Below are 26235 nucleotides of genomic sequence, written 5' to 3'. Positions count from 1 at the left end.
CTCAGCCTCGCCGCACGCGCTCGACGAACTCCACCGAGCGGTCGTGGATCACGTGCGCGTCGTGGTCGAGGGTGGCGACGTGGTAGCTGTCGGCCAGGCGCACGTGGGTGACGTCGGTGCTCGAGATGCGGCTCAGCAGCAGCTCGGAGCTGGACGCCGGGACGACGTGGTCCTCGTCCGACTGCATCAGCAGGACCGGCTGGGTGATCTCCGGCAGGTCCCGGACCGTCAGCGCCCACAGCTGCAGCATGGACGACAGCGCGTGCAGCGGCGTGCGGTCGTAGGCCAGCTCGGTCACGCCGGCGAGGCGGATGTCGCTGGCGATCCCGGCGATCGAGGGGGCCAGCCGGCGCAGGACGGGCAGGGCCCGCATGCGGGGGTCGTCGCTGCGATAGGCGGGGTTGACGAGCATCAGGCCGGCGATGCTCGGGCCGTGCTCCTCGGCCAGGCGCGTGACGAGCGCGCCGCCCAGGCTCAGGCCGGCGACGAAGACGGTGTCGCACTCGTCGAGCAGCCGCAGCAGCTCGCGCTCGAGCACGGCGATCCAGTCCTGCCACTGGGTGCGGTTGAGCGACTGCCAGGTCGTCCCGTGCCCCGGGAGGCGGGGGAGTCGCACGGCATACCCCTGGTCGGCGAGGTGCTGGGCCCAGGGCCGCAGGGACTGCGGGCTGCCGGTGAAGCCGTGGCTGACCAGGACGCCGACCCCGCCCCCCTCGGGCCGGCCGGGGCTGCTGAACGCCTCGGCACCTGGCATGACCTGCACGTCGACCTCCTGGTGGCTGAGCCGTCCGACACGGCCGTCCCAGGGTAACCGGGGCTGGGTTAGAGTGCTGATCACGCGCACAGATCGAGGTGGCCACGGTGCTGTACTGGTTCGTCAAGTCGCTGGCCCTCGGCCCGCTGCTGAAGCTGCTCTTCCGACCCTGGGTCGAGGGGTCCGAGCACGTCCCCACCCGTGGCGGAGCGATCCTGGCGAGCAACCACCTGTCCTTCTCGGACTCGTTCTTCCTGCCGCTGGTCCTGAGCCGGCGCATCACCTTCCCGGCCAAGATGGAGTACTTCACCGGCCGGGGGATCAAGGGCCGGCTGACGGCGGCGTTCTTCCGCGGGGTCGGCCAGATCCCCATCGACCGCTCGGGAGGCTCGGCCAGCGCCGCCGCCCTGAAGTCCGGTCTCGAGGTCCTGGACCGCGGCGAGCTCTTCGGCATCTATCCCGAGGGGACGCGCTCTCCTGACGGACGGCTCTACCGGGGCAAGACCGGGGTGGCCCGGCTGGCCCTCGAGGCGGGCGTGCCCGTCATACCCGTGGCCATGATCGGCACGGACAAGGCCCAGCCCACCGGCAAGATCATCCCCAAGGTCATGCGGATCGGGGTGCGCTTCGGCGAGCCGATCGACTTCTCGCGGTATGCCGGGATGGAGGGCGACCGCCACGTCCTGCGCGCCATGACGGACGAGATCATGTACGCCCTGATGGAGCTGTCCGGCCAGGAGTACGTCGACGAGTACGCCGCGACCCGCAAGCAGCGGATGGTGGACTCCGCCCGGGCCAAGGCCGAGGAGGCCAAGGTCAGGGCGCGCGAGCTGCAGGACCAGACGCGGGTCAAGGCCGACGAGGCGTTGACCCGGGCCAAGGAGCTCGGCGACCCGGCGGCCCTCAAGGAGCTGGGGGACCAGACCCTGGCGCGGGCCGAGGAGGCCATCGCCAAGGCCAAGGACCGACGCACTCACAAGGACTGAGACGTGGCGGCGCTGCGCTCGACGATGGCCGGGCTGGAGCGGGGGATCTGGCGCGGCATCGACGTCTTCCGCCTCCTGGCGCTGTGCTACGCCGCCAGCATGGTGTGGATGGAGCAGGACGTCATGACCCGCCCGTGGTTGGCGTGGGCGGTGCTGCTCGCCCTGGCCGCGTGGTCCTGCTGGCTGGCGACGCGTCAGGACCGCAGCGCGCCCGCCCTGGTGGTCGACGTGGCCCTGGCCTGCGGCGCGATCCTCGCCACGCTCGCCGTGCACCCACCCGCCGAGATCGCGGGAGGGGCGACGACCATCCCGTCGATGTATGCCGCCGCGCCCGTCGCCGCCTCGGCCGTCCGCTGGGGCCTGCGGGGCGCGCTGGGCTCGTCCGGGCTCGTGACGGTGGCCAACCTCGTGGAGGTCGGCCGACCGACGGGAGCCACGATCTACAACACCCTGCTGCTGGTCGTCGTGGCCGCCTGCCTCGGCATCTGCATGGAGCTGGCCCGCCGCAGCCAGGCCGCGATCGACGAGGGGCTGCGCCTGCAGGCCGAGGCCGCCGAGCGGGAGCGCATCGCCCGCGTCGTCCACGACGGTGTCCTGCAGACGCTCGCCCTCATCCACCGGCGCGGTGCCCAGGCCGGTGGCGAGGCCGCCGCCCTCGGGGCGCTCGCGGCCGAGTCGGAGCGTGACCTGCGCTCGCTCGTGACGGCGGCCCGCCCACGCGAGCGCCCCGACACGGCGACGAGCATCGACGTGCGGGCCGCCCTGCTGGCCCTGGCCGGGCCGGGGGTCGAGGTCGTGGCGCCGGCCGAAGCCGTGCCGGTCCCGTCGCAGCGTGGCCACGAGCTGGTCGCCGCCGTCGCCGCCTGCCTCGACAACGTCGCGCGTCACGCCGGGCCCGGCGCCCGCGCCTGGGTCCTGCTCGACGACCTCGGCCCGGCCATCGAGGTCACGGTGCGGGACGACGGCTGCGGCATACCGCCCGGTCGGCTGGACCAGGCGGAGCGCGACGGCCGGCTCGGCGTCGCGTCGTCGGTGCGAGGGCGGCTGCGCGACCTCGGGGGAGAGACGACCATCCGATCGACCGTGGGGCGGGGCACGACCGTGCGGCTGTGCCTGCCCGCCCAGGAGGAGTGACATGGCTCAGCAGACGGACACCCGTGAGGACGGCCGCCGGACCTCGGTGCTCGTGGCCGACGACCACCCGATGTGGCTGGACGCGGTGGTGCGCGATCTCGACGACGCGGGCTACGAGGTCGTGGGCACGGCCAACGACGGGGCCGCCGCCGTGCGTCGCACCCTGGCGACACGACCCGACGTCCTCGTCCTCGACCTCAACATGCCGGGGCTGAGCGGGCAGGAGGTCTGTGCCCGGCTCGCTGAGGCCGGCATCGCGACCCGCGTGCTCATCCTCACCGCCAGCGGTGAGCAGCAGGACGTCCTCGACGCCATCAAGGCCGGGGCCACGGGCTACCTGCTGAAGTCCACCGGCCGCACGGAGTTCCTCGCCGCGGTCCAGGCGACGGCGCAGGGCAGGGCCAGCTTCACACCCGGGCTCGCCGGCCTGGTGCTGGGGGAGTACCGCCGCCTCGCCACCCGCTCCGAGCGAGACCCCGAGCCGGGATCGGCGCCGGTGCCCGAGCTGACCGCGCGAGAGGTCGAGGTGCTGCGCCTGGTCGCGACGGGCATGTCCTACAAGGACATCGCGGCCGAGCTGACGATCAGCCACCGCACGGTGCAGAACCACGTCCAGAACACCCTGACCAAGCTGCAGCTGCACAACCGGGTGCAGCTGGTGCGCTACGCCATCGACCAGGGGCTCGACGGCCCGGCCTGACTCGCCTCAGGAGGTCGAGCCTGAAGATCAGGTCAGAAGGCCGGGTCAGAAGATCAGGTCAGAAGGTCGGGAAGCGCTCGCTCGTCTGCTCCGGGGGCAGGGTCTGCTCGCGCAGCACCTGGAGCACGCGGGCGTCGATGCCCTCGGGCGTCAGGCGCATCTCGAGGTTCTCCATGGCGCCCCACGCGTCCAGCGCGGTGGGGACGTCGCCGGCGTAGCCGAGACGCTCCAGCCGCTCGCGCACGTCCTCGAGCAGCGGTCCCTCGAGGGGCAGGACCTTGGTGGGTCGGCCGAAGTGCAGCTCGTTGAGCGCCACGAGGCGGTGCAGCTCCTGGACGGGCTGCGGGTGGTCGTCGACCCGCAGGTCGGCCAGGACGCCGCAGGCGTCGTAGCCCGCGCCGGGGTAGGTCGCGTAGACGCCGGCGCTCTGGCGGCCCCGACGGTCCCCGCCGGCGCGGTCGCCCGCGAGGAGGGTCTCGACCAGCCGGTCGACGAAGGGCAGGTGCGCACCCTCGAGCCAGGTGCGCTCCATCGAGGTGATGACCTCCTCGCCCGTGAGGATGTTGCCCTGGATCGCGTAGCCGCCGTCCGCGTCGCGCCCGGCGACGCCGCCGCACCAGGGGACGCAGTCCGCGCCGGTGAAGGTGACCTGGCTGGCCGAGCCCACGATGCCGACCTGGCGGGTGGACGTCTGGGAATCCTCCCCGGTGATGGCCGTCAGGGCCTCGTCGGCGGTGCGCCCCTCCTCGAGCCGGTCCAGCGCCGCCACGCGGTAGCCGGCGTTGGCCAGCGCCTGGCTGGCGACGGCGCCGACACCCGGGCGCACCATCGCCACCGGTCCGCTGGCGGCGAGGAACCTGCTCGCGACGGCGACGCCGTAGGCATCTCCGACGTTGGCCACGATCGAGAATGTCATGCGTCGACCCTAACGGCTGGGGGAGTCAGCGGCGCGGCGCCCGTGATGCGGACGCGTCCGGGCGGGGACGTCGCGGGCCCTAGGCTGGGGCGCGTGAGTACCGAACCCGCTCCCGAGCTCCTGACTGCCCTCGACGCGTGGCGCGACCTGCCCGCCGCCCAGCAGCCGTCGTGGCCCGAGGGGTCCGGCCTGGACGCGGCGGTCGACACGCTCCGCTCGATGCCGCCGCTGGTGTTCGCCGGCGAGTGCGACCAGCTGACCGACCGGCTGGCGTCGGCCGCCCGTGGCGAGGCCTTCGTGCTCCAGGGCGGCGACTGCGCCGAGACCTTCGCCTACGCCACGGCGGACAACATCCGGGACCGGGTCAAGACCCTCCTGCAGATGGCCGCGGTCCTCACCTACGGCGCCAGCGTGCCGGTCGTCAAGATCGGCCGTATGGCGGGGCAGTACACCAAGCCCCGGTCCTCGGACTCCGAGACGCGGGGTGACGTCACGCTCCCGGCCTACCGCGGTGACATGGTCAACGACTTCGAGTTCACGCCGGACTCGCGGCGGCCCGACCCGCAGCGCATGGTCCGGGGCTACCACGCCAGCGCTGCGACGCTGAACCTCGTGCGGGCCTTCACCACCGGCGGGTTCGCCGACCTGCGTCACGTCCACGCGTGGAACCGCGGGTTCTCCGCCAACGCCGAGTACGCCCGCTACGAGTCCATGGCGCGCGACATCGACAAGGCGATGCGGTTCATGCTGGCCTGCGGCGCCGACTTCGACGCCATGCGGTCCGTGGAGTTCTTCGCCAGCCACGAGGCCCTGCTGCTGGAGTACGAACGCGCCCTCACGCGCATCGACCACCGCACGGGCGTGGCCTACGACACCAGCGGCCACATGGTGTGGATCGGCGAGCGCACCCGCCAGCTCGACGGCGCCCACCTGGACTTCGTCTCGCACATCCGCAACCCGATCGGGGTCAAGCTCGGGCCGACGACGACCGGCGACGACGTCATGGCGATCGTCGACAAGGTCGACGCCGAGCGCCGTCCCGGCCGCCTGACCTTCATCACGCGGATGGGCGCCGGCACGATCCGCGAGGCGCTCCCCCCGATCGTCGAGCGGGTTAAGCAGGAGGGCGTCCAGGTCACCTGGGTGACCGACCCCATGCACGGCAACACCCACACGAGCGCGAGCGGCTACAAGACGCGTGACTTCGACGACGTGGTCGACGAGGTGCGGGGCTTCTTCGAGGTCCACGCCGACCTCGGCACCATCCCCGGCGGCATGCACGTCGAGCTCACGGGCAACGACGTCACCGAGTGCACCGGCGGCTCGATCCGCATCGAGGACGCCGACCTGTCCTCGCGCTACGAGACCGTGTGCGACCCCCGGCTCAACCACCAGCAGAGCCTGGAGCTGGCCTTTCTCGTCGCCGAGATGCTCGCCCAGCGGTCCTGAGCCCCACCTGGGTGATGTGAGAGAGTTCGTCCCATGCCTCGGACCGAGCCGCGCACCGTGCCCCCCGGGCAACGGCTCGTCGCCGAGCTCCCGGTGCAGCACTACGGGCGCGTCCCGGCGCTCTCGCCCGAGACATGGACGTTGTCCGTCGTCGGCGAGACGGCCGGGCCCGAGCGGGTCCTGACCTGGGACGACCTGCAGCAGCTGCCGCGCGACGCGATCGTGGCCGACCAGCACTGCGTGTCCAAGCTGACCAGCCAGGACGTCGTCTGGGAGGGCGTGCTGGTGCGCCACGTCGTCGACCTCGCACCCCCGGCCGATGGGGTCGGGCACGTCCTCGTCTCGGCGACCTACGGCTACAGCGCCAGCCTGCCGCTCGACGACCTCGTGTCGCCGCGCTCGCTCCTCGCCACGCACCGCAACGGTGAGCCCCTGTCCGCCGAGCGCGGGGGGCCGGTGCGCCTGGTCGTGCCGCACCTCTACGGCTACAAGGGCCCCAAGTGGATCGGCGAGATCGCCTACCTTCGCGAGCCGGGCCGCGGCTTCTGGGAGCAGCGCGGCTATCACCTGGTGGGCGACGTATGGCGCCAGGAGCGGTACGCCTACCAAGAATGAGTGTGACCGCGTGACCGCCAGACCGTGTCGCCCCATGACCGAGCAGCTGCACGACCGAGCAGCTGAAGGACCGAGTCGCTGCCTGACCGGGCGGCTGTGCGGGTCGCGTCACGGCTCGTGGTGCAGTGCCTCCAGCGGCGGGTCGTCCGCCGAGCGACCACGGCGACCCGCGAGCTCGACGACATACATCGCGGCCAGGACCAGCCCGCCGCCGAGGACCATGCGCGAGGTGGCCGACTCGCCGCCGAGCGTGACCGCGAAGCCCGCGGCGAACACGGGCTCGAGCGTCATGACGATCGCGGCGCGGCTGGCGCTCAGGTGCGCCTGGGCCCAGGTCTGCGCCCACAGCGCGCCGGCGCCGGCGACGACCGCCATGTAGACCACGGCCCACCACGCGGCGGGGGTCGGGGGCAGGCGCACGCCGTCGACGGCCGCCGTGACGGTGCACCCCACGGCGAGGGCGATCATCTGGACGGTCGCCAGTGCCGTGGCGAGCTCGGCGGTGGAGTACCTCGCCACCCCGAGGATGTGGATGGCGTAGACCGCGGCGCACGCCAGCGTCAGGGCCTCGCCGAGACCGACCGCAGACGCCACGTCACCGAGGGACAGGACGGCGAGACCGGCGACGGAGAGCACGACGGCGACCCAGGTGGGTCGTCCGACCCGCTCGCGCAGCAGGATCGCTCCGAGAACGGGGGTGAGGACGACGTACAGACCGGTGATGAAGCCGGACCGCGACGCGGCGGTGTGGGCGAGCCCCACGGTCTGCAGGACCTGCGCCAGGGCGTAGACGAGGCCGAGCAGCCCGCCGGCCATCCAGGCGCGTCGGTCCAGGGCCCGCAGGCTGCGGCCGAAGAGCAGGAGCAGGCAGACGGCGGCGATGGTGAACCGGACGGCCAGGAAGTCCACGGCGTCCATGGAGTCGAGCAGGTCGTGGATGAGGTAGAACGTCGAGCCCCAGACGGCGGTGACCGCCACGAGGGCGAGCGTGGCGAGGCCCGAGCGCGGTGCGACCGAGGGCCGCGGGGGAGCCACGGCCACTCAGACCACGACGACCGTGACGGTGCTTCCCTTGGGCGCGCGACCGCCGGAGGGGCGCTGCTGGGACACCAGCCCGAACACCTCGCCCAGCGGGGCGGACACCCGGACCTGGAAGCCGGCGGCCTTGAGCGCGGCGACCGCGTCGTCCTTGCTCCGTCCCCGCACCGACGGCACGGCCACCAGCTCCGGGCCCTTGGACAGCGTCACCGTGACGGTGTCGCCCTTGAAGAGCGTGCCGCTCGCGGGGCTGTGCTGCGTCACGGACCCCTCGGGCACCGTGGTGGAGTAGACGCGGTCGGGCGCCTCGGCATAGGTCAGGCCCGCCGCCGTGAGGGCGGTGCGCGCCTCGGCGGAGGTGCGTCCGGCGAGGGCGGGGACGGGGATGGGCTGACGACCCTTGCTGACGACGAGGGCGACCTTGGTGAGCGGCTTCAGCGAGGCGCCGGCCGCGGGGTCCGTGGAGACGACCTGGCCGGCCGGCACCTGCTTGTCGTGGGCCTCGGTGACCGCGCCGACGGACAGGCGGGTGTCCTTGAGGGCCTGCCGCGCCGCGTCCACCGGGGTGCCCCGGACCTGCGGCACCTGGTAGCGCTCGGGCCCGCGGCTCACGACGAGGGTGACGTCGTCGGTGCGGTGCAGGGCCGTGCCCTCGCCCGGCGACGCCTGGATGACCGACCCGCGCGGGACCCGCTCGTCGTAGGTCTCCTCGATGGCGGCGTCCAGGTGGGCGGCCGCGAGCCTCGACTGGGCGTCGGCGAGGGCGAGGCCCTGCAGGGCAGGCACGGTGGTGGAGGCACCGGGGCCCTGGGTGAGGTACCACGCGCCACCGCCCCCCAGCAGGACCAGGAACGCCAGCAGGGGGAGGAGCAGGCGCAGCCGGCGCCGGCGGGGGGCTGCTGACGGAGAGGCGGCGCCGCGCGTGGCGCCGACGGGGTCGCGGTGCTGCACCGGGGTGGGGATCGGTCGGGCGGACCCGGTTGCGCCGGAGCGCGGTATGGCGACCGTCGGGGTCGCCCTGGCCGCGGAGGCCTCCGGCTCGCGGGGCCGGGCGTCGAGGTCGTCGGGGGAGAGCTCCGCCCGCACCTCGCGCAGCCGCTCGGCCAGGGCGGCGCCGTCAGCGGGACGCTCCCCGGCGTCGCGGTGCGTGGCCCAGGCGACCACCTCGTCGAGCGCGGCGGGCACGCTGGGGACGACGTCGCTCGGGGCCGTGATGCTGCCGTGCACGTGCTGGTAGGCGACGTGGATCGGGGACTCGCCCTCGTAGGCCTTCTGACCGGTCAAGAGCTCGTAGAGGATCAGGCCGGTCGCGTAGACGTCGCTGCGCGCGTCGGCGATGCCCCGCTCGACCTGCTCGGGGGACAGGTAGGACACCGTGCCGAGGATCGTGCTGCTGGCGGCGGTGACGGTCTGAGCGGTGACGGCACGGGCCAGGCCGAAGTCGGCCACCTTGACGCGGCCGTCGTCACGGATGATGACGTTCTCGGGCTTGACGTCGCGGTGGATGATCCCGGCCCGGTGGGCCACGCCGAGCGCCTCGGCCAGGGGCACGACCAGGTCGAGGGCGGCACGAACCGTGAGGGGAGCCTCGGCGTGGACGACCTCGCGCAGGGTGCGACCCGGCACCAGCTCCATGACGAGGAACATGTCGTCATGGTCGATGCCCTGGTCGAACACCGCCACGATGCGCGGGTCGTTGAGGCGGGCCGCGGACCTCGCCTCGCGCTGGAACCTCGAGGTGAACGACTCGTCGTCGGTCAGCCCACGCCGCAGGATCTTGACGGCGACCTCACGGTCGAGGCGCTCGTCCAGGCCCTCCCACACGGACGCCATACCGCCGTCGGCGATGTGCCGGACCAGGCGATAACGCCCGTCCAGCACACGCCCGGGCGCGGTCACGTCGGTGGGTCGAGGCACCGTTCGATCCTAGGCGGGGGAGCCTCCCCGACCTCACATCCGGGACCGGTGTGCCTTGACGGAGGCGACGTAGCGGTGGGTCTCGCGGTACATCCCGCGCTTCTTGACCGAGGGGAGCCCCTGGTAGTAGGCGCCGATGGCCGCGTCCTCGCTGCCGGCGGTCGCCTGGAGCTGCTTGAGGATGACGACCCCGGCCGTGACGTTGTCGCGGGCGTCGCCGAGGTCGAGTCGGCGGCCTGCGAGCGACGAGGCCCAGCGGGCGTTGGCGGGCATCACCTGCATGGTGCCCCTCGCGCCGACGTGGGACGTGACGTCCTGGCGCCACCCGGACTCCTGGAGCCCGACGGCGAGCGCGAGCCGCCGGTCGACGCCGTGCTCGTCGGCCACCTGCTCGATGAGGGCGCGGACCTGGGCCTTCTGCGTCCCGGCAGCGGCAGGTGGGGACGTGCGGGCGGTGGCCCTGGCGACGGGTGCCTTGCTCGTGGGGGCCTTGGACGGGGGTGCCGTGCGCGTGGGGGCCGTGGTCGCGGGAGCCTGGCGACGTCCGGCCTGGGCGTCGGTGCCGGCCGCGGGGATCACGAGCCGCTGGCCGGGGTGGATGCGACGTCCCCCGCCCTGCAGGCCGTTGGCCGCGACGACGGCCTGCACGGTCGTGCCGGCGCGCCGGGCGATGGTGTAGGTCGAGTCTCCGCGGCGCACGGTGTAGTCCCCCTGGACGGCGGACAGCACCGACAGCGCAGACAGCGCCGACGCTGCGGACGCTGCGGACGTGGCGGACGCTGCGGAGGACGTGGACGGGTGCGACGTGGTGGACGGGGAGGTGGCGGTGGGGGTGATCGCGACGGCGATCGAGACGGCGGCGATTCCGGCGACGAGGGGCATCGTGGGTCCTTGTGGTCGGTGTCGGGGAGCGTGGTCCGTCCGGTGGGAGGTCAGGGCCCGAGCGCGTCGGGCGACCTTGAACGATCCAGCCCGTCCAGTGAAGCACGCTCACCCGGATGGCGCATCCGTGCGCGTCGACCGGCGCGCATGGCAGGCTAGGGGCCGTGAGCCGCTCCTCAGCCCCTGACCAGGTCCTCCTCGCCCGTCTCGACGAGCTCGTGCCCGAGTGGATCACCGTGCCCGACGTCGCCGAGGCGTGCGCCGTCCCCCTGGCGACCGTCCGGTCGTGGCTCGCGGAGGGTGAGATCGCGTCCGTGCGCCGCGGCGAGCGCAAGGTCGTGAGCATCCCCGCGACCTTCGTCCAGGACGGGGCGCCGCTGCACCTGCTGCGCGGGACCCTGTCGGTCCTGCACGACTCCGGCCTCAGCGACGCCGAGGCGATCGCCTGGCTGCACGAGCCGGACGACACGCTGCGCACCGGCACCCCGGTCGGCGACCTGCGTGCGGGGCACCGCACCGAGATCCGCCGCCGTGCGCAGGAGCTGGCCTTCTGAGGGTGACCCCGCGAGGCGGTGGCGCCTCCCGGCATACGGCCGGGGTCTCGTCAGCCGTCGGCCCGGCGGCTGACGCCGCTCAGGTGGTGCGGCTCGTGGCGTAGGTCGCGAGGTCGACGAGGACCTGACGGCCGTCGTCGAGGAGCGCCCGCGTGTCGTGCAGCCGCTCCAGACCCTGGGCCACGAGGCGCTCGATGTCGCGCTCGACCGCGTCGACGGCTCCGGACGCGACGATCGTCTCGCGCATCCAGTCCACCGTCTCGTCGTCCACGTCGGGGTCGCCGAGGTGGCGGCTGAAGCGCGCGGCGCGCTCGTCGTCGAGGGTGGACAGGGTGTGCGCCACCAGGACGGTGTGCTTGCCCTCGCGCAGGTCGTCGCCGGCGGGCTTGCCCGTCGCCTCGGGGTCGCCGAACACCCCGAGCAGGTCGTCGCGCAGCTGGAAGGCCTGGCCGACGGCCAGCCCGAACTCGCCGAGCTTCTTGAGGTCGCCCTGCTTGGCACCCGCCGCCGCGGCCCCGATGACGAGGGGGTGCTCGATGGAGTACTTCGCGCTCTTGTAGGTGATGACGCGGTGCGCCAGCCGCAGGCGCTGCTCGGTCGTGAGGTCGTCCCAGCCGCGCGCGGCCTCGAGCACGTCGAGGAACTGCCCGCCCATGAGCTGGGTCCGCATCTCGTCGAACACCGGCCGCGCGCCGTGCAGCTCGTGCCGGCTCAGCCCGGAGCCGGCGAACATCGAGTCGGTCCAGGTCAGGCAGAGGTTGCCGGCGAGGATGGCCCCCGCGACGCCGAACCGCTCCGACAGCCCCTCCCACTGCTGCTCCGCGTGGTGCGCGGCGAGGCGGCGGTGCGCGGCGGGCAGGCCGCGTCGGGTGTCGCTGTCGTCCATGACGTCGTCGTGGATGAGCGCCGCGGCCTGGAAGAGCTCCATCGCGGCGGCGGCCCGCACGATGGCTTCGTTGTCGTCGCCCCCGGCGGCGCGGTAGCCCCAGTAGCAGAAGGCGGCGCGCAGCCGCTTGCCCCCGCGCAGCAGGTCGGCGATCGCGTCGACGAGCAGGCGGGTGTCGCGCCCCACGGGCGCGAGCTGGGACGTGCGCAGGGCGATCTCCTCGTCGATCTCGGCCTGGACCCGGTGACGCAGCTGCGCCAGGTCGACGATCTCGGTCCCTGCGGTGGTCATCCCGGCATCCTCCGTCGGTGCGGCCCTGCGGCACTGTGGGTACGGCGACACGGGAGTGCCCACATGTCGGTGCAGACCGAGCCTACGCGGTCGGGTCACCTAGAGTCGCGGCCATGGCATCGGGCACGTCCTTCCTCGCTCCCCGCGACCTCTCCGGCATCTCCATCCCGGACATGCTGCGGTCCGAGGGGACGAGCTTCAGCTTCGAGTTCTTCCCGCCCAAGAACGACGAGTCGGAGCAGGTGCTGTGGGAGGCGATCCGCCACCTGGAGAAGAAGCGCCCGTCGTTCGTGTCGGTGACCTACGGCGCCGGCGGGTCCACGCGCGACCGCACGGTCCGCGTCACCCGGCGCATCGCCGAGGAGACGACCCTGCTGCCCATGGCCCACCTGACCTGCGTCGCCTCCTCGCGGGCCGAGCTGCGCAGCGTGGTCGGGGCGTATGCCGACGCCGGGATCCGCAACGTCATGGTGCTGCGCGGCGACCCCGCCGGCGGCCTCGGCAGCCCCTGGGTGGCCCACCCCGAGGGGCTCGACCACGCCGACCAGCTCGTGTCCCTGGTGCGCGCCCTGGGCGGCTTCACGGTGGGGGTGGCGGCGTTCCCCGACAAGCACCCCGAGTCGGCCTCGCTGGAGCAGGACGCCGACGTGCTGGTCGCCAAGCAGCGGGCCGGGGCGGACTTCGCGGTGACGCAGATGGTCTTCGACGTCGACAACTACCTGCGCCTGCGGGACATGGTGGCGGCGCGTGGCGGGACCCTGCCGATCATCCCGGGGCTGATGCCGATCACCTCGGCCAAGCAGATCACGCGCATGGCCGAGCTGTCCGGGGCCGCCCTGCCCGTCGCCGTGACGTCGCGGCTGGAGGCGGTGGGGGACGACGCCGACGCCGTGCGCGAGGTGGGGGTCGAGATCGCGACCGAGCACGCGTCCCGCCTCATGGCCGAGGGCGCGCCGGGGCTGCACTTCTACACGATGAACCGCTCGACCGCGACGCTCGAGGTCTTCGCCAACCTGGGGCACTGACCCTCAGCCGGTGCGGGTGCCCCAGTCGTCATACCTGCGCTTGAGCCGGACGATGCGCCGCAGCAGCCAGACCACGGCGACGATGCCGGCGAGCAGCAGGATCCCGGCCACCGTGGCGGCCGCCCAGGGATGCTCGGTGGCGAGGGTCATCACGCCGATCACGGCGACGTCCTCCGCGGACGAGATGGCGACGTTGCTGACCGGCTCCGGCGAGGCGTTGACCCCCGCGCGGATCCCGGCCTTGACCCCGTGGCTGGCCAGGGCGCTGAAGCCACCGGTCGCGGCGGCGAAGGCCTGCTCCAGCCCGGACCCCTCGTGGCCGGCCAGGAGATAGCCCAGGGTCGCGCCGACGGCCGGCCGGACGACGGTGTGGACGCTGTCCCACATCGAGTCGAGGTAGGGGATCTTGTCGGCGAACATCTCCAGCAGGAACAGCACCGCGGCGGCGATCAGCACGTCCGTGCGGGTCAGCACGTGCGGGACCAGGTCGATCGAGAAGAACCGCCCGGCCAGGCCCATGACGAGCACCACGGCGTAGGCGTTGATGCCGCTCGCCCAGCCGCTCGTGAAGACCATCGGTAGCAGCTCGGTCCCCATGGGTCCTCCTCAGTGATCGTGTGCTCGTGCTCGTGCTCGTGCTCGGGTCTCGCCGGGCCGGCGGCCTGGCTCGAGCCAAGGGCGTCCGACGACGACGCCTCACGGTATCCGGTCGGGGCCCCTCGGTCAGGGATCGACTGACCTGCGCCGATGCGCAAGCGGGTGACGTGGGGGTGGGGTCTGTCGGTGGTCGGGCCTAGAGTTCTCTCCATCGAACACATGTTCGGTTCACGGGTCGGTTGTTCGAAGGAGGACGGCGATGAGGCGGTGCGAGGACGTCATCGAGGTCAGGCACGAGGGCCGACCGTTGCAGTTCATCTGGCGAGGGCGCCTCTACGACGTGCGCGCGGTCGTCGACCACTGGCGCGAGCGCCGCCCGTGGTGGCGCGAGGTGCCCGACACGCGGTCCATCACCCCCGCCGACCTCGAGGAGGAGGTCTGGCGGGTCGAGGCGGCCCCCGGCCGCTCCGGCTCCCTCGGCGTCTACGACCTGGCGGTGCGCGGCTCGCGCTGGCAGCTCGTCCGGCTCTCCGACTAGGACTCCCCTCCGGCTCTTTCTCCGGCCTTCCTCCCGGCCCTTTCTCTCCCCTCTCTCCCCTCTCTCCCCTCTATCTCCCTCTATCTCCCTCTCGTTCTTCTTCCGGCTCTCCCGACCGGACCGTATGACGAAAGCAGGTGCACCATGACCGCCACGATCGCCACCATCACGCGTCCGCCGCTGACCACGGCGACGCTCGACCTGCTCGACCGCGCCTACGCCGCCCTCGCCGAGGCGACCTGCGCGGGCACGACCGCCGACCGCTACGTCGCGGCGCACCTGTCGGGGCTGCGCGCCGGGGCGGCGCTGCTCGCCACCCGGGGACCGGTCTCGGGCCGGGGACGGCCCCGCAGCGTCTGGGAGCTGCTGCCGGCCGCCGCGCCGGAGCTGGGGGAGTGGGCCGCGTTCTACGCCGCCTCGGCGACCCGCCGCTCCGTGGCCGAGCGGGGTGGACCCGTCTCGGCGCGCGAGGCGGACGACCTGGTGCGGGCCTCCGAGACCTTCCTCGCCCTGGTCGAGTCCGCCCTCGGGGCCCCGCCGCACGCACCGCTGCCGTCCCTGCAGGTGGCCACCGGTGGCCGATGACTTCGTCCACCTGCACGTGGCGTCGGGCTGCTCCCTGCGCTACGGCACCACCCCACCGGCCGACCTGGTCGATCTCGCCGTGGGGCACGGCCAGGCTGCGCTGGCGCTGACCGACCGCGACGGCCTCTACGGCGCGGTGAAGTTCGCCCAGTCCTGCCTGGCCCGGGGCATCGACCCGATCCTGGGGGCGGACCTCGCGCTGGGCGAGGTCGCCGGGCAGCGGGCCAGGCCGGCCGGACGCACCCCCGTGCGCGGTGGTGCGGTCGTCGACCCACGGCTGCCCCGGGTCACCGTGCTCGCCCGGGGACGCTCCCGGGTCGAGCAGGGCCACGGCTGGGCGCGGCTGTGCCGGCTGGTGTCGGCGACCCACCTCGCGGGCGAGCGGGGAGAGCCGGTGACGAGCCGGGCGCTCGTGGCCGAGCACGCCGACGCCCTCACGGTGCTGGTCGGCCCCGACTCCGACGTGGGCCGGGCGGTCCTGCGCGGCCGGCCCGACCAGGCCCGGCACCTGCTGGAGCAGTGGCGGCACGCGCTGCCCGGGGACGCCCTCGTCGTCGAGGTCGTCCTGCACGAGGGGCCGCCGGGATCCGTCGGCAGCCGCCGCCAGGCCGCCGCGCTGCTCGCGCTGGCCGACGACGTCGGGGTCCCCGCCGTGCTGACCGCCGCCGTGCGCCACGGCCGCGCCGAGGACGCGGTCACGGCCGACGTGCTCGACGCGGCCCGCCGGCTCGTCGCCCTCGACACCCGGCACCTCGACCGGGTGACCACGCTGGGTCACCTCGCCTCGACCCCGGACATGCTCGCCCTCGCCCGCCAGGCGTGCGGCGGGGATCGCGCCCGCGCCGACGAGCTCGTGCGCACCACGCTGCGGGTCGCCGACGACTGCCGGCTCGACCCGCGCGGCGACCTCGGGATCGGATCGGTCCAGCTGCCCGAGCCCGGCATCCTCGGCATACGGCCCGGGCAGTCCCCCCAGGCGGTCCTGGCCGAGCGCTGCCGAGGCGCGCTGCTGACCCGCTATCCCGACGCGAGCGACAGCGGGCGGCGGGCGATCGAGGCGAGGCTCGACGACGAGCTGGGGGTCGTCGCCGGCCTCGGCTACCCGACCTACTTCCTCACCGTCGCGACCGTGTGCGACCTGATCCGCGACATGGACGGCCGGGTCGCGGCGCGCGGGTCCGGCGCCGGCAGCCTGGTCAACTACCTGCTCGGGATCAGCGGCGTCGACCCGATCCGCCACGACCTGCTGATGGAGCGCTTCTGCTCGCCGCTGCGCGCCCAGCTGCCCGACATCGACATCGACGTGGAGTCCGACCGGCGCACCGCGATCTACGAGCGCATCCTGGACCGCTTCGGCGGCGACCGGGTGACCTGCGTGTCGATGATGGACACCTACCGCGTGCGCCACGCCGTCCGGGACGTCGGGGGAGCGCTCGGCATGCCGCCCAACGAGGTCGACGCGATCGCCAAGGCCTTTCCCCACATCCGGGCCCGGGACGCCCGGTCGGCCATCGCCGACCTGCCCGAGCTGCGGGCGAGCGGCCTGGACGCGCCGCGGCTGCAGACCTTCTTCGACCTCGTGGAGCGGGTCGACGGGCTGCCCCGCCACATCGCGCTGCACCCGTGCGGGGTGGTGCTGTCCAACTCGGGGCTGCTCGACCGCACGCCGGTCGAGGCCAGCTGGCTGGGCTTCCCGATGAGCCACTTCGACAAGGACGACGTCGAGGCGATGGGGCTGCTCAAGCTCGACGTCCTCGGCATCCGCATGCAGTCCTCCATGGCCCACGCGGTGGCCGAGGTCGAGCGGGTCGACGGCGTCCGGATCCAGCTCGACGACCAGCGTCAGGTGCCGCTGGACGACGAGGCGACCTTCCGCCTGATCCGCAGCACCCACACCCTCGGCTGCTTCCAGATCGAGTCGCCCGGGCAGCGCGAGCTCATCGGCAAGTTCGGGCCCGAGAGCTTCGACGACATCATCATCGACATCTCGCTGTTCCGCCCCGGCCCGGTCAAGTCCGACATGATCACCCCCTTCCTGCGAGCCAGGCAGGGCTGGTCCGAGCCCGACCACCTGCACGAGACCCTCGTGCCCGCGCTGCGCGAGACGGCCGGGGTGGTGGTCTTCCACGAGCAGGTGCTGCGCATCGTCGCCGAGACGGCCGGGGTGACCCTCGCCGAGGCGGACGAGGTCCGTCGCGCCATGGGATCACCTGAGGGTCAGGTCGAGGTCGAGGCGTGGTGGCGCCCGGCAGCCACGGCACGCGGCTACGCCCCGGAGGACGTCGACCGCATCTGGGCCGTCCTCAAGGCCTTCGCGTCGTTCGGCTTCTGCAAGGCGCACGCGGCGGCGTTCGCCCTGCCGACCTACCAGTCCGCGTGGCTCAAGACCCACCACCCGGCGGCCTTCCTCGCCGGCGTGCTCACCCACGACCCGGGGATGTATCCCAAACGGCTCATCCTCGACGACGCCCGCAACCTCGGCATCGCGGTCCTCGGCCTGGACGTCAACGCCTCCGACGACACCTATCGCGTCGAGAAGGTCGCGCCGTGGGACGAGCCGCCGCCGCAGATCCTCGACCAGCAGTCCCGGTCCCGGCCCGCGCACCCCGACCTGCCCGACGGGCGGGTCTACGGCATCCGGCTCTCCCTCTCGGACGTCAAGGGCATCCGCGAGGCCGAGGTGCAGCGCCTCGTCGCCGGCCGGCCCTACGTCACCCTGGCCGACGTGTGGAACCGCGCCCAGCCCTCGCGCCCGGTCCTCGAGCGGCTGGTGATGGCCGGGGCGCTCGACTCCCTCTACGGCCTGTCGGGCCATCGCGCGGTCGCCGGGCTCGGACGTCGCGGCAAGGTCACCCGCCGCGACCTGCTCCTGCACGTGGCCGAGCTCGAGCGCTACAGCCGCGCCACCGCGCGCAGGGCACCACGTGGCCGCCGGGGGAGCGCACCCGCCGCCATCGACCGACCCGCCGCGTCATCGGCCGGTGGGCTGCATGACCTCGACCGGCAGCGCGCGGACCTGAGGCCCGCCGCGCCGGACGTGCGCGCCGCCGCCGCGCGTCAGTCCCGGCAGCACGCCCCCGTGGCGCCCGCCGGGGAGCAGCCCGTCCAGCTGGCCCTCGACCTCGGGGACGAGCCCACGCTCACCGCGGGCAGCGGGCTGCCCGAGATGACCCAGACCGAGCGGGTGCGCGCCGAGCTCGACGTGCTGGGCCTCGACGCGACCGCGCACGTCCTCGAGCCCTACGCCCCGATGCTGCAGGCCCTCGGCGTGGTGCGGTCGGCGGACCTCCTGGGCTGCCGCAGCCGCGCCGTCGTGCACGTCGCCGGGGTCAAGGTCGCCACCCAGACCCCGCCGGTCCGCTCGGGACGGCGCGTCGTCTTCCTCACCCTCGACGACACGACCGGACCGGTCGACGCGACCTTCTTCGAGGACGTCCAGGGTCCCTACGCCTCCACCGTCTTCCACTCCTGGATGCTGCTCGTCCGCGGCGAGGTGCGCCGCACCGGCCCCCGGGGGATCTCCCTGCGCGCGACCGGCGCGTGGGAGCTCGGAGCGCTGTGGGACGCGTGGCTGCGCGACGGGCCGCGCGGCGTGCACGACCTGCTGGCCCAGGTCGACGCCGAGGCCCGCGAGCTGGCGGCCGAGGCCGAGCGGGCGACCGGCACCGAGGGACAGCGCACGCGTCGGGTCCTGCGCCACGCCTCGGGGTTCGAGCAGTCGCCCTATGCCGACATCAAGCCCGCGGGGGGCGACCAGGGCGAGGCCCACCGCACGCCGCCGCGCAAGCTGTGGCACTCCAGCCCGGGCAGCTCGGGGCACTAGGGTGGACGAGACGGCGCGTCCGCGCGCACCCCGCCCCGAAGGAGCCCAGCGATGCCCGACCACGCGGACCGACCCGCGGCCCGCCGCTCCCGCGGCACCGGTGTCGAGACCAACCTGCGCACCGCCGCCGTGTGGGAGGCCGTCCAGTCCGTCGCCGACGACCTGTCCGCCCAGCTCGACCGGCCGCTGCGGGTCCTCGACCTCGGTGGCGGCACCGGCGGGGTCGCCGTCGCGCTCGGCGGGCTCGGGCACGAGGTCACCGTCGTCGACCCCAGCCCGGACGCTCTCGCCGCACTCGGCCGGCGCGCCCGCGAGGCCGGCGTCGACGACCGCGTCCGTGGGGTCCAGGGCGACGCCGGCACGCTCCGCGAGGTGCACGATGTCGGCACCGCGGACCTGGTCTGCTGCCACGGCGTCCTGGAGTTCGTCGACGACCCGAGCGACTCCCTCGCGCAGATCAGCGCCGCCCTCGCGCCCCACGGCGTGCTCAGCCTGGTCGTCGCCCAGCGGCTCGCCGTGGTGCTCGCCCGGGCGATCGCCGGGCAGTTCGGTCAGGCCCAGCACGCCCTCACCACGCCCGAGGGCACGTGGGGAGCGCCCGACCCGCTGCCCCGCCGGTTCGACCTGTCCTCGGTCTCGGCGCTCGTCGAGGCCGCCGGCCTGGAGATCACCGACACCCACGGCGTCCGCATCTTCAGCGACCTCGTCCCCTCCGCCCTGGTGGACTCCGAGGCCGACCGCATGGCGCTGCTGGACCTCGAGCGCGCGGCCGCGAGCCACCCGGACTTCGCGATCCTCGCCCAGCTCGGCGCGGCCCTGCACGTCATCGCCGCGCGGCACTGAGACGGGCACGCCGTGAGCCGGCGGCAGTTCCGCCTCGAGGACCAGGAGGCGCAGGCCGGGGCCCTCGACGACACCGGGTGCCACGTCCTGCACGTCGACATGGACGCGTTCTACGCCTCCGTCACCCTGCTCGAGCATCCCGACCTCGTCGGCACGCCCGTCATCATCGGTGGCGGCACGCGAGGGGTGGTGCTCTCGGCGACCTACGAGGCGCGACGCTACGGCGTCGCCTCGGCGATGCCGATGGCCCGCGCCCGTCGGCTGTGCCCCCGGGCGACCGTCCTGCGGCCCGACCACCAGCGCTACGCCGAGGTCTCGCGCGGCGTCATGGCCGTCTTCCGCTCGGTCACCCCCGTCGTCGAGCCGCTGTCCGTCGACGAGGCCTTCCTCGACGTGTCGGGGTCGGTCCACACCCACGGACGCCCGACGCAGATCGCCCACCACATCCGTGACGCCGTGACCGACGAGCAGGGCATCACCTGCTCGGTCGGCGTCGCCCCCACGAAGTTCGTCGCCAAGCTCGCGTCGGGCCTCGCCAAGCCCGACGGCCTGCGCGTCGTGCCGGTCGACCAGGTCGTGGCGACGCTGCACCAGCTGCCGGTCGCCGCGCTCTGGGGGGTCGGCGACCGCACCGAGGAGACCCTGCTGCGGCTGGGGCTGCGCTCGGTGGCCGACATCGCGCACACCCCGGTCGCGACGCTGCAACGGGCCCTCGGCCCAGCGATGGGCGCCTCGCTGCACGAGCTGGCATGGGGGCGCGATCCCCGCAGCGTCACCCCGGTCCACGTCGACAAGAGCGTCGGCGCCGACGAGACCTTCGGCCACGACATCGACGACCCGGTCGAGATCCACCGGCACCTGCTCAAGCTCGCCGACCGCTCCACCGCCCGGCTGCGGTCCCAGGGGATGATGGCGCGCACCGTCTCGATCAAGGTCCGGTTCGCCGACTTCACCACGATCACCCGCTCCAAGACCCTGCGCGAGCACACCGACGTCGGGCAGGACGTCTATCGCACCGCCCGCGACCTGTTCGACGCGCTGGGGCTGCAGCGCGCCCGCATCCGCCTCGTCGGGGTCCGGCTCGAGGGGCTCCAGGACGCCGGCCTGGTGCCGCGCCAGGGCCTGCTGGACGAGCGAGAGCACGGGTGGCGGGACGCCGAGCGTGCGGTCGACCGGGCGAGCGCGAGGTTCGGGGCCGGTGCGGTGCGTCCGGCGAGTCTGGTCCGACCTGGGGACGGATCTACCACAACCCCTCGCCGGGATCTATCCTGAGATCATCTTCGTTGAGTCCTACGGAGACCGCTCTGACGGCGCACCCGCGCCGCGCGACCCGGCCTCGAGGACCTCACGACCGCACGACCCCGAGGGAGGGGAGCGAGATGCCGCTCTCAGAGCGTGAGCAGGCGCTGCTCGAGCAGATGGAGCAGGCGCTGTATGCCGAGGACCCGCGCTTCGCGGCCCAGCTCGCGAGCGCCAGCTCGACGCCAGGGCGCCGTCGGCGCTACATCCTCGGCGCGATCGGCGTCCTCGCCGGTCTCGGGGTCGTCCTCCTCGGCGTGACGCAGCAGCAGGTATGGATCGGCGTGATCGGGTTCCTGATCATGGTGGCGGCCGGCTTCTACGCCCTGGCCTCACCGAGGCGCAAGCTCGGAGCGGTGGGCGAGGACGGCACGGTGCAGCAGCGCACCAGCAGGCGCTTCGGTCGCCCGGGCGTCGGTCGAGCCGGTGGCGCCACCAAGATGAGGCGTGCCGACCGGGCACCGGGTGCCGCCGGGCGCCTGCCCCGAGACCGGACCCCCCGGTCGGGGACCTTCATGCAGCGGCTGGAGCAGCGGTGGGACGAGCGTCGTCAGCGCGGCGAGTTCTAGACCGCGGGGAGCTCTGAACGAGGCCTCTGCTAGGCCCAGATGAGCGCTGCGGCCCAGGACGCGCTGATCAGCAGGCCGGCCGTCAGCTCGATCAGCATCGACAGGCCCACCGCCTTGAGCGCGTGCACGGTCGACGGCCAGGCCGCGCCCGTCGAGCCGAGGCGCTGCAGCTCGGACAGGAAGACGCCGAGCACGAAGCCGGCGACGGCCCCCACGACCGGGATGACGAAGAAGCCCACGACCGCCACGAGGACGCCCGCGGCCAGCGACCGGGTCGGGACCCCGCCGGTGCGCAACCGGCGCCCGGGCAGGACGTACTGCAGGGCCAGGCCCACGGCATACAGCACCGTCACCAGCACGGCGAGCCACCACGTCTGGGTCACGACGGCCCACACCAGGACGGCGCCCCACACGAGCAGCAGGCCGGGCAGCACGGGGATCACGATCCCCAGCAGCCCGATCACGACGCAGACGGCGAGCAGGACGGTCAGGGTGGTGGTCACGTGCCCAGCCTAGGGGCAGCGCGACGAGACCCCCGCCGTCGTCGGTCGGGGGTCTCGTCGTGCCGTCCTCGCGGACGGTGGTGCGGCGCCGTCAGCTGGTCGACGACGCGTGGAGCCGGTCGGTCTGGTCGTCGATGTCGGTAGCCAGGGGACGCAGGCGATCCAGGTGCTCGCGACCATGGTGGGCGCAGAAGAGCAGCTCACCTCCGGACGCGAGACGGGCTCGGATGTAGGCCTGCGCGCCACAACGGTCGCAGCGGTCGGCTGCGGTGAGTTCGGTCGGTGCCAGTGCGGTGGTCACGATGGGCCTCTCTTTCACGTCAGTGGGGGTCGCTCCCGGACGGCTGTGGGTGCGGCCTCTACGGCGGTGACAACAGTCAAGCACGTGCATTCGTTCCCACCCGCGCATTTCTCGCTGGGCGGAGCGCCAGCCGTGGCCCGACCTCCCCGGACGAGCGGTGCATGGCGAGTCTTCACGGGGGTGTCATACCCGGCGGGTACCCTGCCGAGCGTGCCAGACGCCACGACCACAGCAAGCCCAGCCAGCCCAGCGAGCCGAGCAGGCCGAGCCAGCGCAGCCAGCGCAGCCAGCACGGTCGGCACGAGCAGCGACACCTACTCCGCCCGCCACCTCCAGGTCCTGGAGGGCCTCGAGGCCGTCCGCAAGCGGCCGGGCATGTACATCGGGTCGACGGACAGCCGCGGCCTGACGCACTGCCTGTGGGAGATCATCGACAACGCCGTGGACGAGGCGTTGGGCGGCCACTGCGACCACATCGAGGTCGTCCTCGGGCGCGACGGCTCGGTCGTGGTGCGCGACAACGGACGCGGCATGCCCGTCGACAAGGAGCCCCGCACCGGCCTGTCCGGCGTCGAGGTGATCTTCACCAAGCTGCACGCGGGCGGCAAGTTCGGTGGCGGGTCGTATGCCGCCTCGGGCGGTTTGCACGGCGTGGGCGCCAGCGTGGTCAACGCCCTGTCCAGTCGGCTGGACGTGCAGGTGGACCGCGGCGGCAAGACCTACCAGATGAGCTTCCGGCGGGGCGAGCCCGGCACCTTCGACGACGCTGGTGCGCCGGGTCCGGACAACACCTTCACGCCGTTCGAGCAGACCTCGGAGCTGCAGGTCGTCGGCAAGGCCAAGCGGGGCGTGACGGGCAGCCGGGTCCGCTACTGGGCGGACCACCAGATCTTCCTCAAGAACGCCGGCCTGGACCGCGCCGACCTCGTCTCGCGGGCTCGGCAGACGGCCTTCCTCGTCCCAGGGCTCGCCATCGCGGTGCGCGACGAGCGCGACCTCGACGGCGAGGGTGTCTACGAGGAGACCTTCCAGAACGAGGGCGGCATCAGCGAGTTCGCGGAGTTCCTCGCCTCGGACCCGGCGCTGACCGACGTCTGGCGGCTGCAGGGCAGCGGCGAGTTCACCGAGACGGTGCCGCAGCTCGACGCCCGCGGCCACATGGTCAGCACGGAGATGACCCGCGAGTGCACCGTCGACGTGGCGGTGCGCTGGGGGACCGGCTACGAGACGCGCGCCGAGTCCTTCGTCAACATCATCCACACGCACAAGGGCGGCACCCACGTCAGCGGCTTCGAGCAGGCCCTGATGAAGGTGTTCCGCAAGCAGCTCGAGGTCAACGCCCGGCGGCTCAAGGTCGGCACCGACAAGGTCGACAAGGACGACATCCTCGCCGGCCTCACGGCCGTCGTGACGGTGCGCCTCGCCGAGCCGCAGTTCGAGGGGCAGACCAAGGAGGTCCTGGGGACCAGCGCGGTGCGCGCCATCGTCGCCCGGGTCGTCGAGCGCGAGCTGACCGCCCTGCTGACCTCGTCCAAGCGGGGGGAGAAGGCCCAGGCCAGCCTTCTGCTGGAGAAGGTCGTCTCCGAGATGAAGTCCCGCATCTCGGCCCGTCAGCACAAGGAGACGCAGCGCCGCAAGAACGCCCTCGAGACCAGCACCCTGCCGAGCAAGCTGGCGGACTGCCGCAGCAGCGACGTGGAGCGCTCGGAGCTGTTCATCGTCGAGGGTGACAGCGCCCTGGGCACGGCCAAGCTCGCGCGCGACTCCGACCACCAGGCCCTGCTCCCGATCCGCGGCAAGATCCTGAACGTCCAGAAGGCCTCGGTCGGCGACATGCTCAAGAACGCCGAGTGCGCGGCCATCATCCAGGTCATCGGCGCCGGCAGCGGCCGCAGCTTCGACCTCGACGCGGCGCGCTACGGCAAGGTCATCGTGATGACCGACGCCGACGTCGACGGCGCCCACATCCGGACGCTGCTGCTGACGCTCTTCTTCCGCTACATGCGTCCGCTGGTCGAGGCAGGCCGGGTGTATGCCGCGGTCCCGCCGCTGCACCGCATCGAGGTCGTCGGGGCGGGCTCGCGCAAGAACGAGCTGATCTACACCTACAACGAGCAGCAGATGCGCACCACGGTGCGTCAGCTCGAGCGCAAGGGACGCCGGATCAAGCAGCCGATGCAGCGCTACAAGGGCCTCGGCGAGATGGACGCCGACCAGCTGGCCGAGACCACGATGGACCCACGCCAGCGCACCCTGCGCCGCGTGACCCTCGCGGACGCCGAGGCGGCCGAGCGCGTCTTCGAGCTCCTCATGGGCAACGAGGTCGCGCCGCGCAAGGACTTCATCGTGGACTCCGCGCACTCCCTCGACGCCGAGCGCATCGACGCCTGAGCCGTCATACGGTCACGATCTGGGCATCCGGGGCGATCCTGGCTGGACGAAACCTGTTTCGTCAGTGATCGTGTCCGCCATGAGTGACAACGACACGTCGCCGATGACCGGCACGGCCGAACCCAGCGCCGGCGAGGGCAAGCCCGAGCTGAACCGCGCGATCGGACCCGGTCTGCTGCTGCTCTTCATCGTGGGCGACATCCTCGGCACCGGCGTCTACGCGCTGACCGGCAAGGTGGCCAAGGAGGTCGGCGGGGCGGTCTGGCTTCCATTCCTGTGCGCCTTCATCGTCGCGATGCTGACCGCCTTCAGCTATCTCGAGCTCGTTACGAAGTACCCCCGCGCCGGTGGAGCCGCGGTCTACGCCCACAAGGCCTTCGGGGTGCACTTCCTGACCTTCCTGGTCTGCTTCACCGTCATGTGCTCGGGTCTCACCTCGGCCTCCAGCGCAGCCCAGGCCTTCGCCGGCAACCTCAACAAGGCGGCCCACTTCGGCTGGGAGTCCGGGGGCACCATGCTCCTGCTCGCCGCCCTCGGCTTCATGGCCCTCGTCGCGATCATCAACCTGCGGGGCGTGGGGGAGAGCGTCAAGGTCAACGTCGTCCTGACCATCGTCGAGCTGTCGGGCCTGCTCATCATCATCGCCATCGGCGTGTGGGCGATCATGCAGGGCAAGGGCGACGCCGCGACCCTCACCCAGTTCAACGTCAAGGAGGGCTCGAACCTCTTCACGGCGGTCGCCTCCGCCACGGCCCTCGCGTTCTTCGCCATGGTGGGCTTCGAGGACTCGGTCAACATGGCCGAGGAGACCAAGGACCCCGTCAAGACTTTCCCCAAGATGATGCTCATCGGCCTGTCGATCACGGGCGTGATCTACGTGCTGGTGGCCATCGCCTCGGTCACGCTGGTCAAGCCCGCCGAGCTCGGCGAGGGCGAGACCCCGCTCCTCAAGGTCGTCCAGGCGGGAGCGCCGGCCTTCCCGATCGCGATCTTCGCCGTCATCACGATGTTCGCCGTCGCCAACTCCGCGCTGATCAACATGCTGATGGCCTCGCGCCTCCTCTACGGCATGGCGCACGAGGGCGTGCTGCCCGTCACCCTCGGGCGGATCCTGCCCAAGCGGCGCACGCCGTGGGTGGCCATCCTGTTCACCACGGTGCTGGCCTTCGGCCTGGTCTGGTTCGCCGACCTCAAGGCGCTCGGCGGCACGACGTCCTTCCTGCTGCTGATCGTGTTCACCATCACCAACATCGCCGTGCTCGTGCTGCGGCGCGACAAGGTCGAGCACCGGCACTTCAAGGCGCCGACGGTCATCCCCGTCATCGGCGCGGTCCTGTGCGGCTTCCTCGCCTCCCCGCTGTCCAAGCGCGACCCCAAGGACTACCAGGTCGCGGCGGTGCTGCTGGTCGTCGGTGTCGTGCTCTGGCTGCTGCACTGGCTGTCGACGCGGTTCATCGGCACCGGTCGCACCAACAAGCCCGAGCACATCGAGGAGCTCGGCATCCATCACGACGAGCTCAACCGCCAGCGCGAGGGCCGTCCCTGGACCTGATCGCCTCGTCCACCACGACGAAGCGACCACGCCCGCCCGACCGAGACATGTCTCGCGGGCGGGCGCGGTCGTCGCTAGATTGCGGTC

At 72.9% G+C, this 26235-nt stretch carries 24 protein-coding genes; 15 read left to right on the top strand and 9 right to left on the bottom strand.

Going from position 1 to position 26235, the window contains the following annotated elements:
* Nucleotide 1: 1 nt before the first annotated feature.
* Entirely contained in the window at nucleotides 2-754 is a 753-nt protein-coding gene (locus B2P18_RS08535; RefSeq protein ID WP_240483913.1) for an alpha/beta hydrolase, read from the bottom strand.
* 107 nt (nucleotides 755-861) lie between these two features.
* Between B2P18_RS08535 and B2P18_RS08530 the strand changes: the two genes are divergently transcribed.
* Genes B2P18_RS08530 through B2P18_RS08520 form a run of 3 tightly spaced genes read left to right on the top strand, consistent with a single transcriptional unit; the run spans nucleotide 862 to nucleotide 3574 of the window.
* Nucleotides 862-1740, top strand: a complete 879-nt coding sequence (locus B2P18_RS08530) for a lysophospholipid acyltransferase family protein (RefSeq protein WP_156911079.1) — start codon at nucleotides 862-864, stop codon at nucleotides 1738-1740.
* A gap of 3 nt (nucleotides 1741-1743) precedes the next feature.
* A complete protein-coding gene (gene macS / locus B2P18_RS08525; RefSeq protein ID WP_029209988.1) occupies nucleotides 1744-2874 on the top strand; it encodes a MacS family sensor histidine kinase in 1131 nt (376 codons plus the stop codon).
* 1 nt (nucleotide 2875) lies between these two features.
* The gene (locus B2P18_RS08520) at nucleotides 2876-3574 is read left to right on the top strand and encodes a response regulator (RefSeq protein ID WP_019287049.1); all 699 of its coding nucleotides are present in this window, start codon (nucleotides 2876-2878) and stop codon (nucleotides 3572-3574) included.
* 58 nt (nucleotides 3575-3632) lie between these two features.
* Here B2P18_RS08520 and B2P18_RS08515 read toward each other — a convergent pair whose 3' ends face one another.
* A complete protein-coding gene (locus B2P18_RS08515; RefSeq protein ID WP_029209989.1) occupies nucleotides 3633-4490 on the bottom strand; it encodes a DUF1028 domain-containing protein in 858 nt (285 codons plus the stop codon).
* Between the two features lie 45 nt (nucleotides 4491-4535).
* Here B2P18_RS08515 and B2P18_RS08510 point away from each other — a divergent pair, with 45 nt between their 5' ends.
* On the top strand, nucleotides 4536-5939 hold the full coding sequence (locus B2P18_RS08510; RefSeq protein ID WP_084412315.1) for a class II 3-deoxy-7-phosphoheptulonate synthase: 1404 nt from the start codon (nucleotides 4536-4538) through the stop codon (nucleotides 5937-5939).
* Between the two features lie 33 nt (nucleotides 5940-5972).
* Nucleotides 5973-6554 carry a molybdopterin-dependent oxidoreductase gene (locus B2P18_RS08505; protein ID WP_029209991.1) on the top strand — a complete coding sequence of 194 codons (582 nt, stop codon included), beginning with the start codon at nucleotides 5973-5975 and terminating at the stop codon, nucleotides 6552-6554.
* 108 nt (nucleotides 6555-6662) lie between these two features.
* Here the strand turns inward: B2P18_RS08505 and B2P18_RS08500 are convergent, their stop codons facing one another.
* From B2P18_RS08500 to B2P18_RS08490, 3 genes are all read right to left on the bottom strand, one after another.
* Nucleotides 6663-7532, bottom strand: a complete 870-nt coding sequence (locus B2P18_RS08500) for a DMT family transporter (RefSeq protein WP_286958025.1) — start codon at nucleotides 7530-7532, stop codon at nucleotides 6663-6665.
* Between the two features lie 63 nt (nucleotides 7533-7595).
* The gene (gene pknB, locus B2P18_RS08495) at nucleotides 7596-9509 is read right to left on the bottom strand and encodes a Stk1 family PASTA domain-containing Ser/Thr kinase (protein ID WP_286958024.1); all 1914 of its coding nucleotides are present in this window, start codon (nucleotides 9507-9509) and stop codon (nucleotides 7596-7598) included.
* A 33-nt stretch (nucleotides 9510-9542) separates the two neighbouring features.
* Nucleotides 9543-10391 (bottom strand): LysM peptidoglycan-binding domain-containing protein, encoded by an 849-nt coding sequence (locus B2P18_RS08490; RefSeq protein ID WP_029209994.1) that lies wholly within the window; start codon nucleotides 10389-10391, stop codon nucleotides 9543-9545.
* A gap of 164 nt (nucleotides 10392-10555) precedes the next feature.
* Between B2P18_RS08490 and B2P18_RS08485 the strand changes: the two genes are divergently transcribed.
* Entirely contained in the window at nucleotides 10556-10945 is a 390-nt protein-coding gene (locus B2P18_RS08485; protein WP_019287057.1) for an Rv2175c family DNA-binding protein, read from the top strand.
* Nucleotides 10946-11024: 79 nt separating this feature from the next.
* Here the strand turns inward: B2P18_RS08485 and B2P18_RS08480 are convergent, their stop codons facing one another.
* A complete protein-coding gene (locus tag B2P18_RS08480; RefSeq protein WP_286958023.1) occupies nucleotides 11025-12122 on the bottom strand; it encodes a polyprenyl synthetase family protein in 1098 nt (365 codons plus the stop codon).
* 113 nt (nucleotides 12123-12235) lie between these two features.
* Here B2P18_RS08480 and metF point away from each other — a divergent pair, with 113 nt between their 5' ends.
* Nucleotides 12236-13147, top strand: coding sequence for a methylenetetrahydrofolate reductase [NAD(P)H] (gene metF / locus B2P18_RS08475; protein WP_019287059.1), 912 nt, complete (start codon nucleotides 12236-12238; stop codon nucleotides 13145-13147).
* A gap of 3 nt (nucleotides 13148-13150) precedes the next feature.
* Here the strand turns inward: metF and B2P18_RS08470 are convergent, their stop codons facing one another.
* Complete coding sequence (locus B2P18_RS08470) at nucleotides 13151-13744, bottom strand: DUF4126 domain-containing protein (RefSeq protein ID WP_019287060.1); 594 nt, start codon at nucleotides 13742-13744, stop codon at nucleotides 13151-13153.
* Nucleotides 13745-14003: 259 nt separating this feature from the next.
* On the opposite strand from B2P18_RS08470, the gene B2P18_RS08465 reads away from it, so the two are divergent.
* The 6 genes from B2P18_RS08465 (at nucleotide 14004) to B2P18_RS08440 (ending at nucleotide 21401) form a co-directional block, all read left to right on the top strand.
* Nucleotides 14004-14282, top strand: coding sequence for a DUF6504 family protein (locus B2P18_RS08465; protein WP_019287061.1), 279 nt, complete (start codon nucleotides 14004-14006; stop codon nucleotides 14280-14282).
* A 144-nt stretch (nucleotides 14283-14426) separates the two neighbouring features.
* Nucleotides 14427-14867 (top strand): SAV_6107 family HEPN domain-containing protein, encoded by a 441-nt coding sequence (locus B2P18_RS08460; RefSeq protein WP_286958022.1) that lies wholly within the window; start codon nucleotides 14427-14429, stop codon nucleotides 14865-14867.
* On the top strand, nucleotides 14857-18690 hold the full coding sequence (locus tag B2P18_RS08455) for a DNA polymerase III subunit alpha (protein ID WP_286958021.1): 3834 nt from the start codon (nucleotides 14857-14859) through the stop codon (nucleotides 18688-18690). Before B2P18_RS08460 ends, B2P18_RS08455 begins: the two co-directional genes overlap by 11 nt.
* Nucleotides 18691-18741: 51 nt before the next feature.
* Entirely contained in the window at nucleotides 18742-19533 is a 792-nt protein-coding gene (locus tag B2P18_RS08450; protein ID WP_286958020.1) for a methyltransferase domain-containing protein, read from the top strand.
* Nucleotides 19534-19545: 12 nt separating this feature from the next.
* Entirely contained in the window at nucleotides 19546-20805 is a 1260-nt protein-coding gene (gene dinB, locus B2P18_RS08445) for a DNA polymerase IV (protein ID WP_029209997.1), read from the top strand.
* A 107-nt stretch (nucleotides 20806-20912) separates the two neighbouring features.
* A complete protein-coding gene (locus B2P18_RS08440) occupies nucleotides 20913-21401 on the top strand; it encodes a DUF3040 domain-containing protein (protein WP_019287065.1) in 489 nt (162 codons plus the stop codon).
* 29 nt (nucleotides 21402-21430) lie between these two features.
* Here the strand turns inward: B2P18_RS08440 and B2P18_RS08435 are convergent, their stop codons facing one another.
* A complete protein-coding gene (locus B2P18_RS08435) occupies nucleotides 21431-21904 on the bottom strand; it encodes a DUF456 domain-containing protein (RefSeq protein ID WP_019287066.1) in 474 nt (157 codons plus the stop codon).
* A gap of 91 nt (nucleotides 21905-21995) precedes the next feature.
* A complete protein-coding gene (locus B2P18_RS08430) occupies nucleotides 21996-22205 on the bottom strand; it encodes a DUF7455 domain-containing protein (RefSeq protein WP_029209998.1) in 210 nt (69 codons plus the stop codon).
* A 210-nt stretch (nucleotides 22206-22415) separates the two neighbouring features.
* Between B2P18_RS08430 and B2P18_RS08425 the strand changes: the two genes are divergently transcribed.
* Nucleotides 22416-24596, top strand: a complete 2181-nt coding sequence (locus B2P18_RS08425; RefSeq protein WP_286958019.1) for a DNA gyrase/topoisomerase IV subunit B — start codon at nucleotides 22416-22418, stop codon at nucleotides 24594-24596.
* Nucleotides 24597-24675: 79 nt separating this feature from the next.
* Entirely contained in the window at nucleotides 24676-26148 is a 1473-nt protein-coding gene (locus B2P18_RS08420; RefSeq protein ID WP_029210000.1) for an APC family permease, read from the top strand.
* Nucleotides 26149-26235: the final 87 nt, after the last annotated feature.

The organism is Arsenicicoccus sp. UBA2120 (assembly GCF_002330965.1).
In the GTDB taxonomy this organism is placed as follows: domain Bacteria; phylum Actinomycetota; class Actinomycetes; order Actinomycetales; family Dermatophilaceae; genus Arsenicicoccus; species Arsenicicoccus bolidensis.
Note: the sequence above shows the minus strand (reverse complement) of the source record. Positions and strands in the feature narration are given on the sequence as shown.

Bases quoted from the DNA above. Each gene is read 5' to 3' on its own strand.
- B2P18_RS08535 (WP_240483913.1), bottom strand. From the start codon at position 754: ATGCCAGGTGCCGAGGCGTTCAGCAGCCCCGGCCGGCCCGAGGGGGGC.
- B2P18_RS08520 (WP_019287049.1), top strand. From the start codon at position 2,876: ATGGCTCAGCAGACGGACACCCGTGAGGACGGCCGCCGGACCTCGGTG.
- B2P18_RS08515 (WP_029209989.1), bottom strand. From the start codon at position 4,490: ATGACATTCTCGATCGTGGCCAACGTCGGAGATGCCTACGGCGTCGCC.
- B2P18_RS08510 (WP_084412315.1), top strand. From the start codon at position 4,536: ATGCGGACGCGTCCGGGCGGGGACGTCGCGGGCCCTAGGCTGGGGCGC.
- B2P18_RS08505 (WP_029209991.1), top strand. From the start codon at position 5,973: ATGCCTCGGACCGAGCCGCGCACCGTGCCCCCCGGGCAACGGCTCGTC.
- B2P18_RS08490 (WP_029209994.1), bottom strand. From the start codon at position 10,391: ATGCCCCTCGTCGCCGGAATCGCCGCCGTCTCGATCGCCGTCGCGATC.
- B2P18_RS08480 (WP_286958023.1), bottom strand. From the start codon at position 12,122: ATGACCACCGCAGGGACCGAGATCGTCGACCTGGCGCAGCTGCGTCAC.
- metF (WP_019287059.1), top strand. From the start codon at position 12,236: ATGGCATCGGGCACGTCCTTCCTCGCTCCCCGCGACCTCTCCGGCATC.
- B2P18_RS08470 (WP_019287060.1), bottom strand. From the start codon at position 13,744: ATGGGGACCGAGCTGCTACCGATGGTCTTCACGAGCGGCTGGGCGAGC.
- B2P18_RS08465 (WP_019287061.1), top strand. From the start codon at position 14,004: ATGAGGCGGTGCGAGGACGTCATCGAGGTCAGGCACGAGGGCCGACCG.
- B2P18_RS08460 (WP_286958022.1), top strand. From the start codon at position 14,427: ATGACCGCCACGATCGCCACCATCACGCGTCCGCCGCTGACCACGGCG.
- B2P18_RS08450 (WP_286958020.1), top strand. From the start codon at position 18,742: ATGCCCGACCACGCGGACCGACCCGCGGCCCGCCGCTCCCGCGGCACC.
- B2P18_RS08440 (WP_019287065.1), top strand. From the start codon at position 20,913: ATGCCGCTCTCAGAGCGTGAGCAGGCGCTGCTCGAGCAGATGGAGCAG.
- B2P18_RS08420 (WP_029210000.1), top strand. From the start codon at position 24,676: ATGAGTGACAACGACACGTCGCCGATGACCGGCACGGCCGAACCCAGC.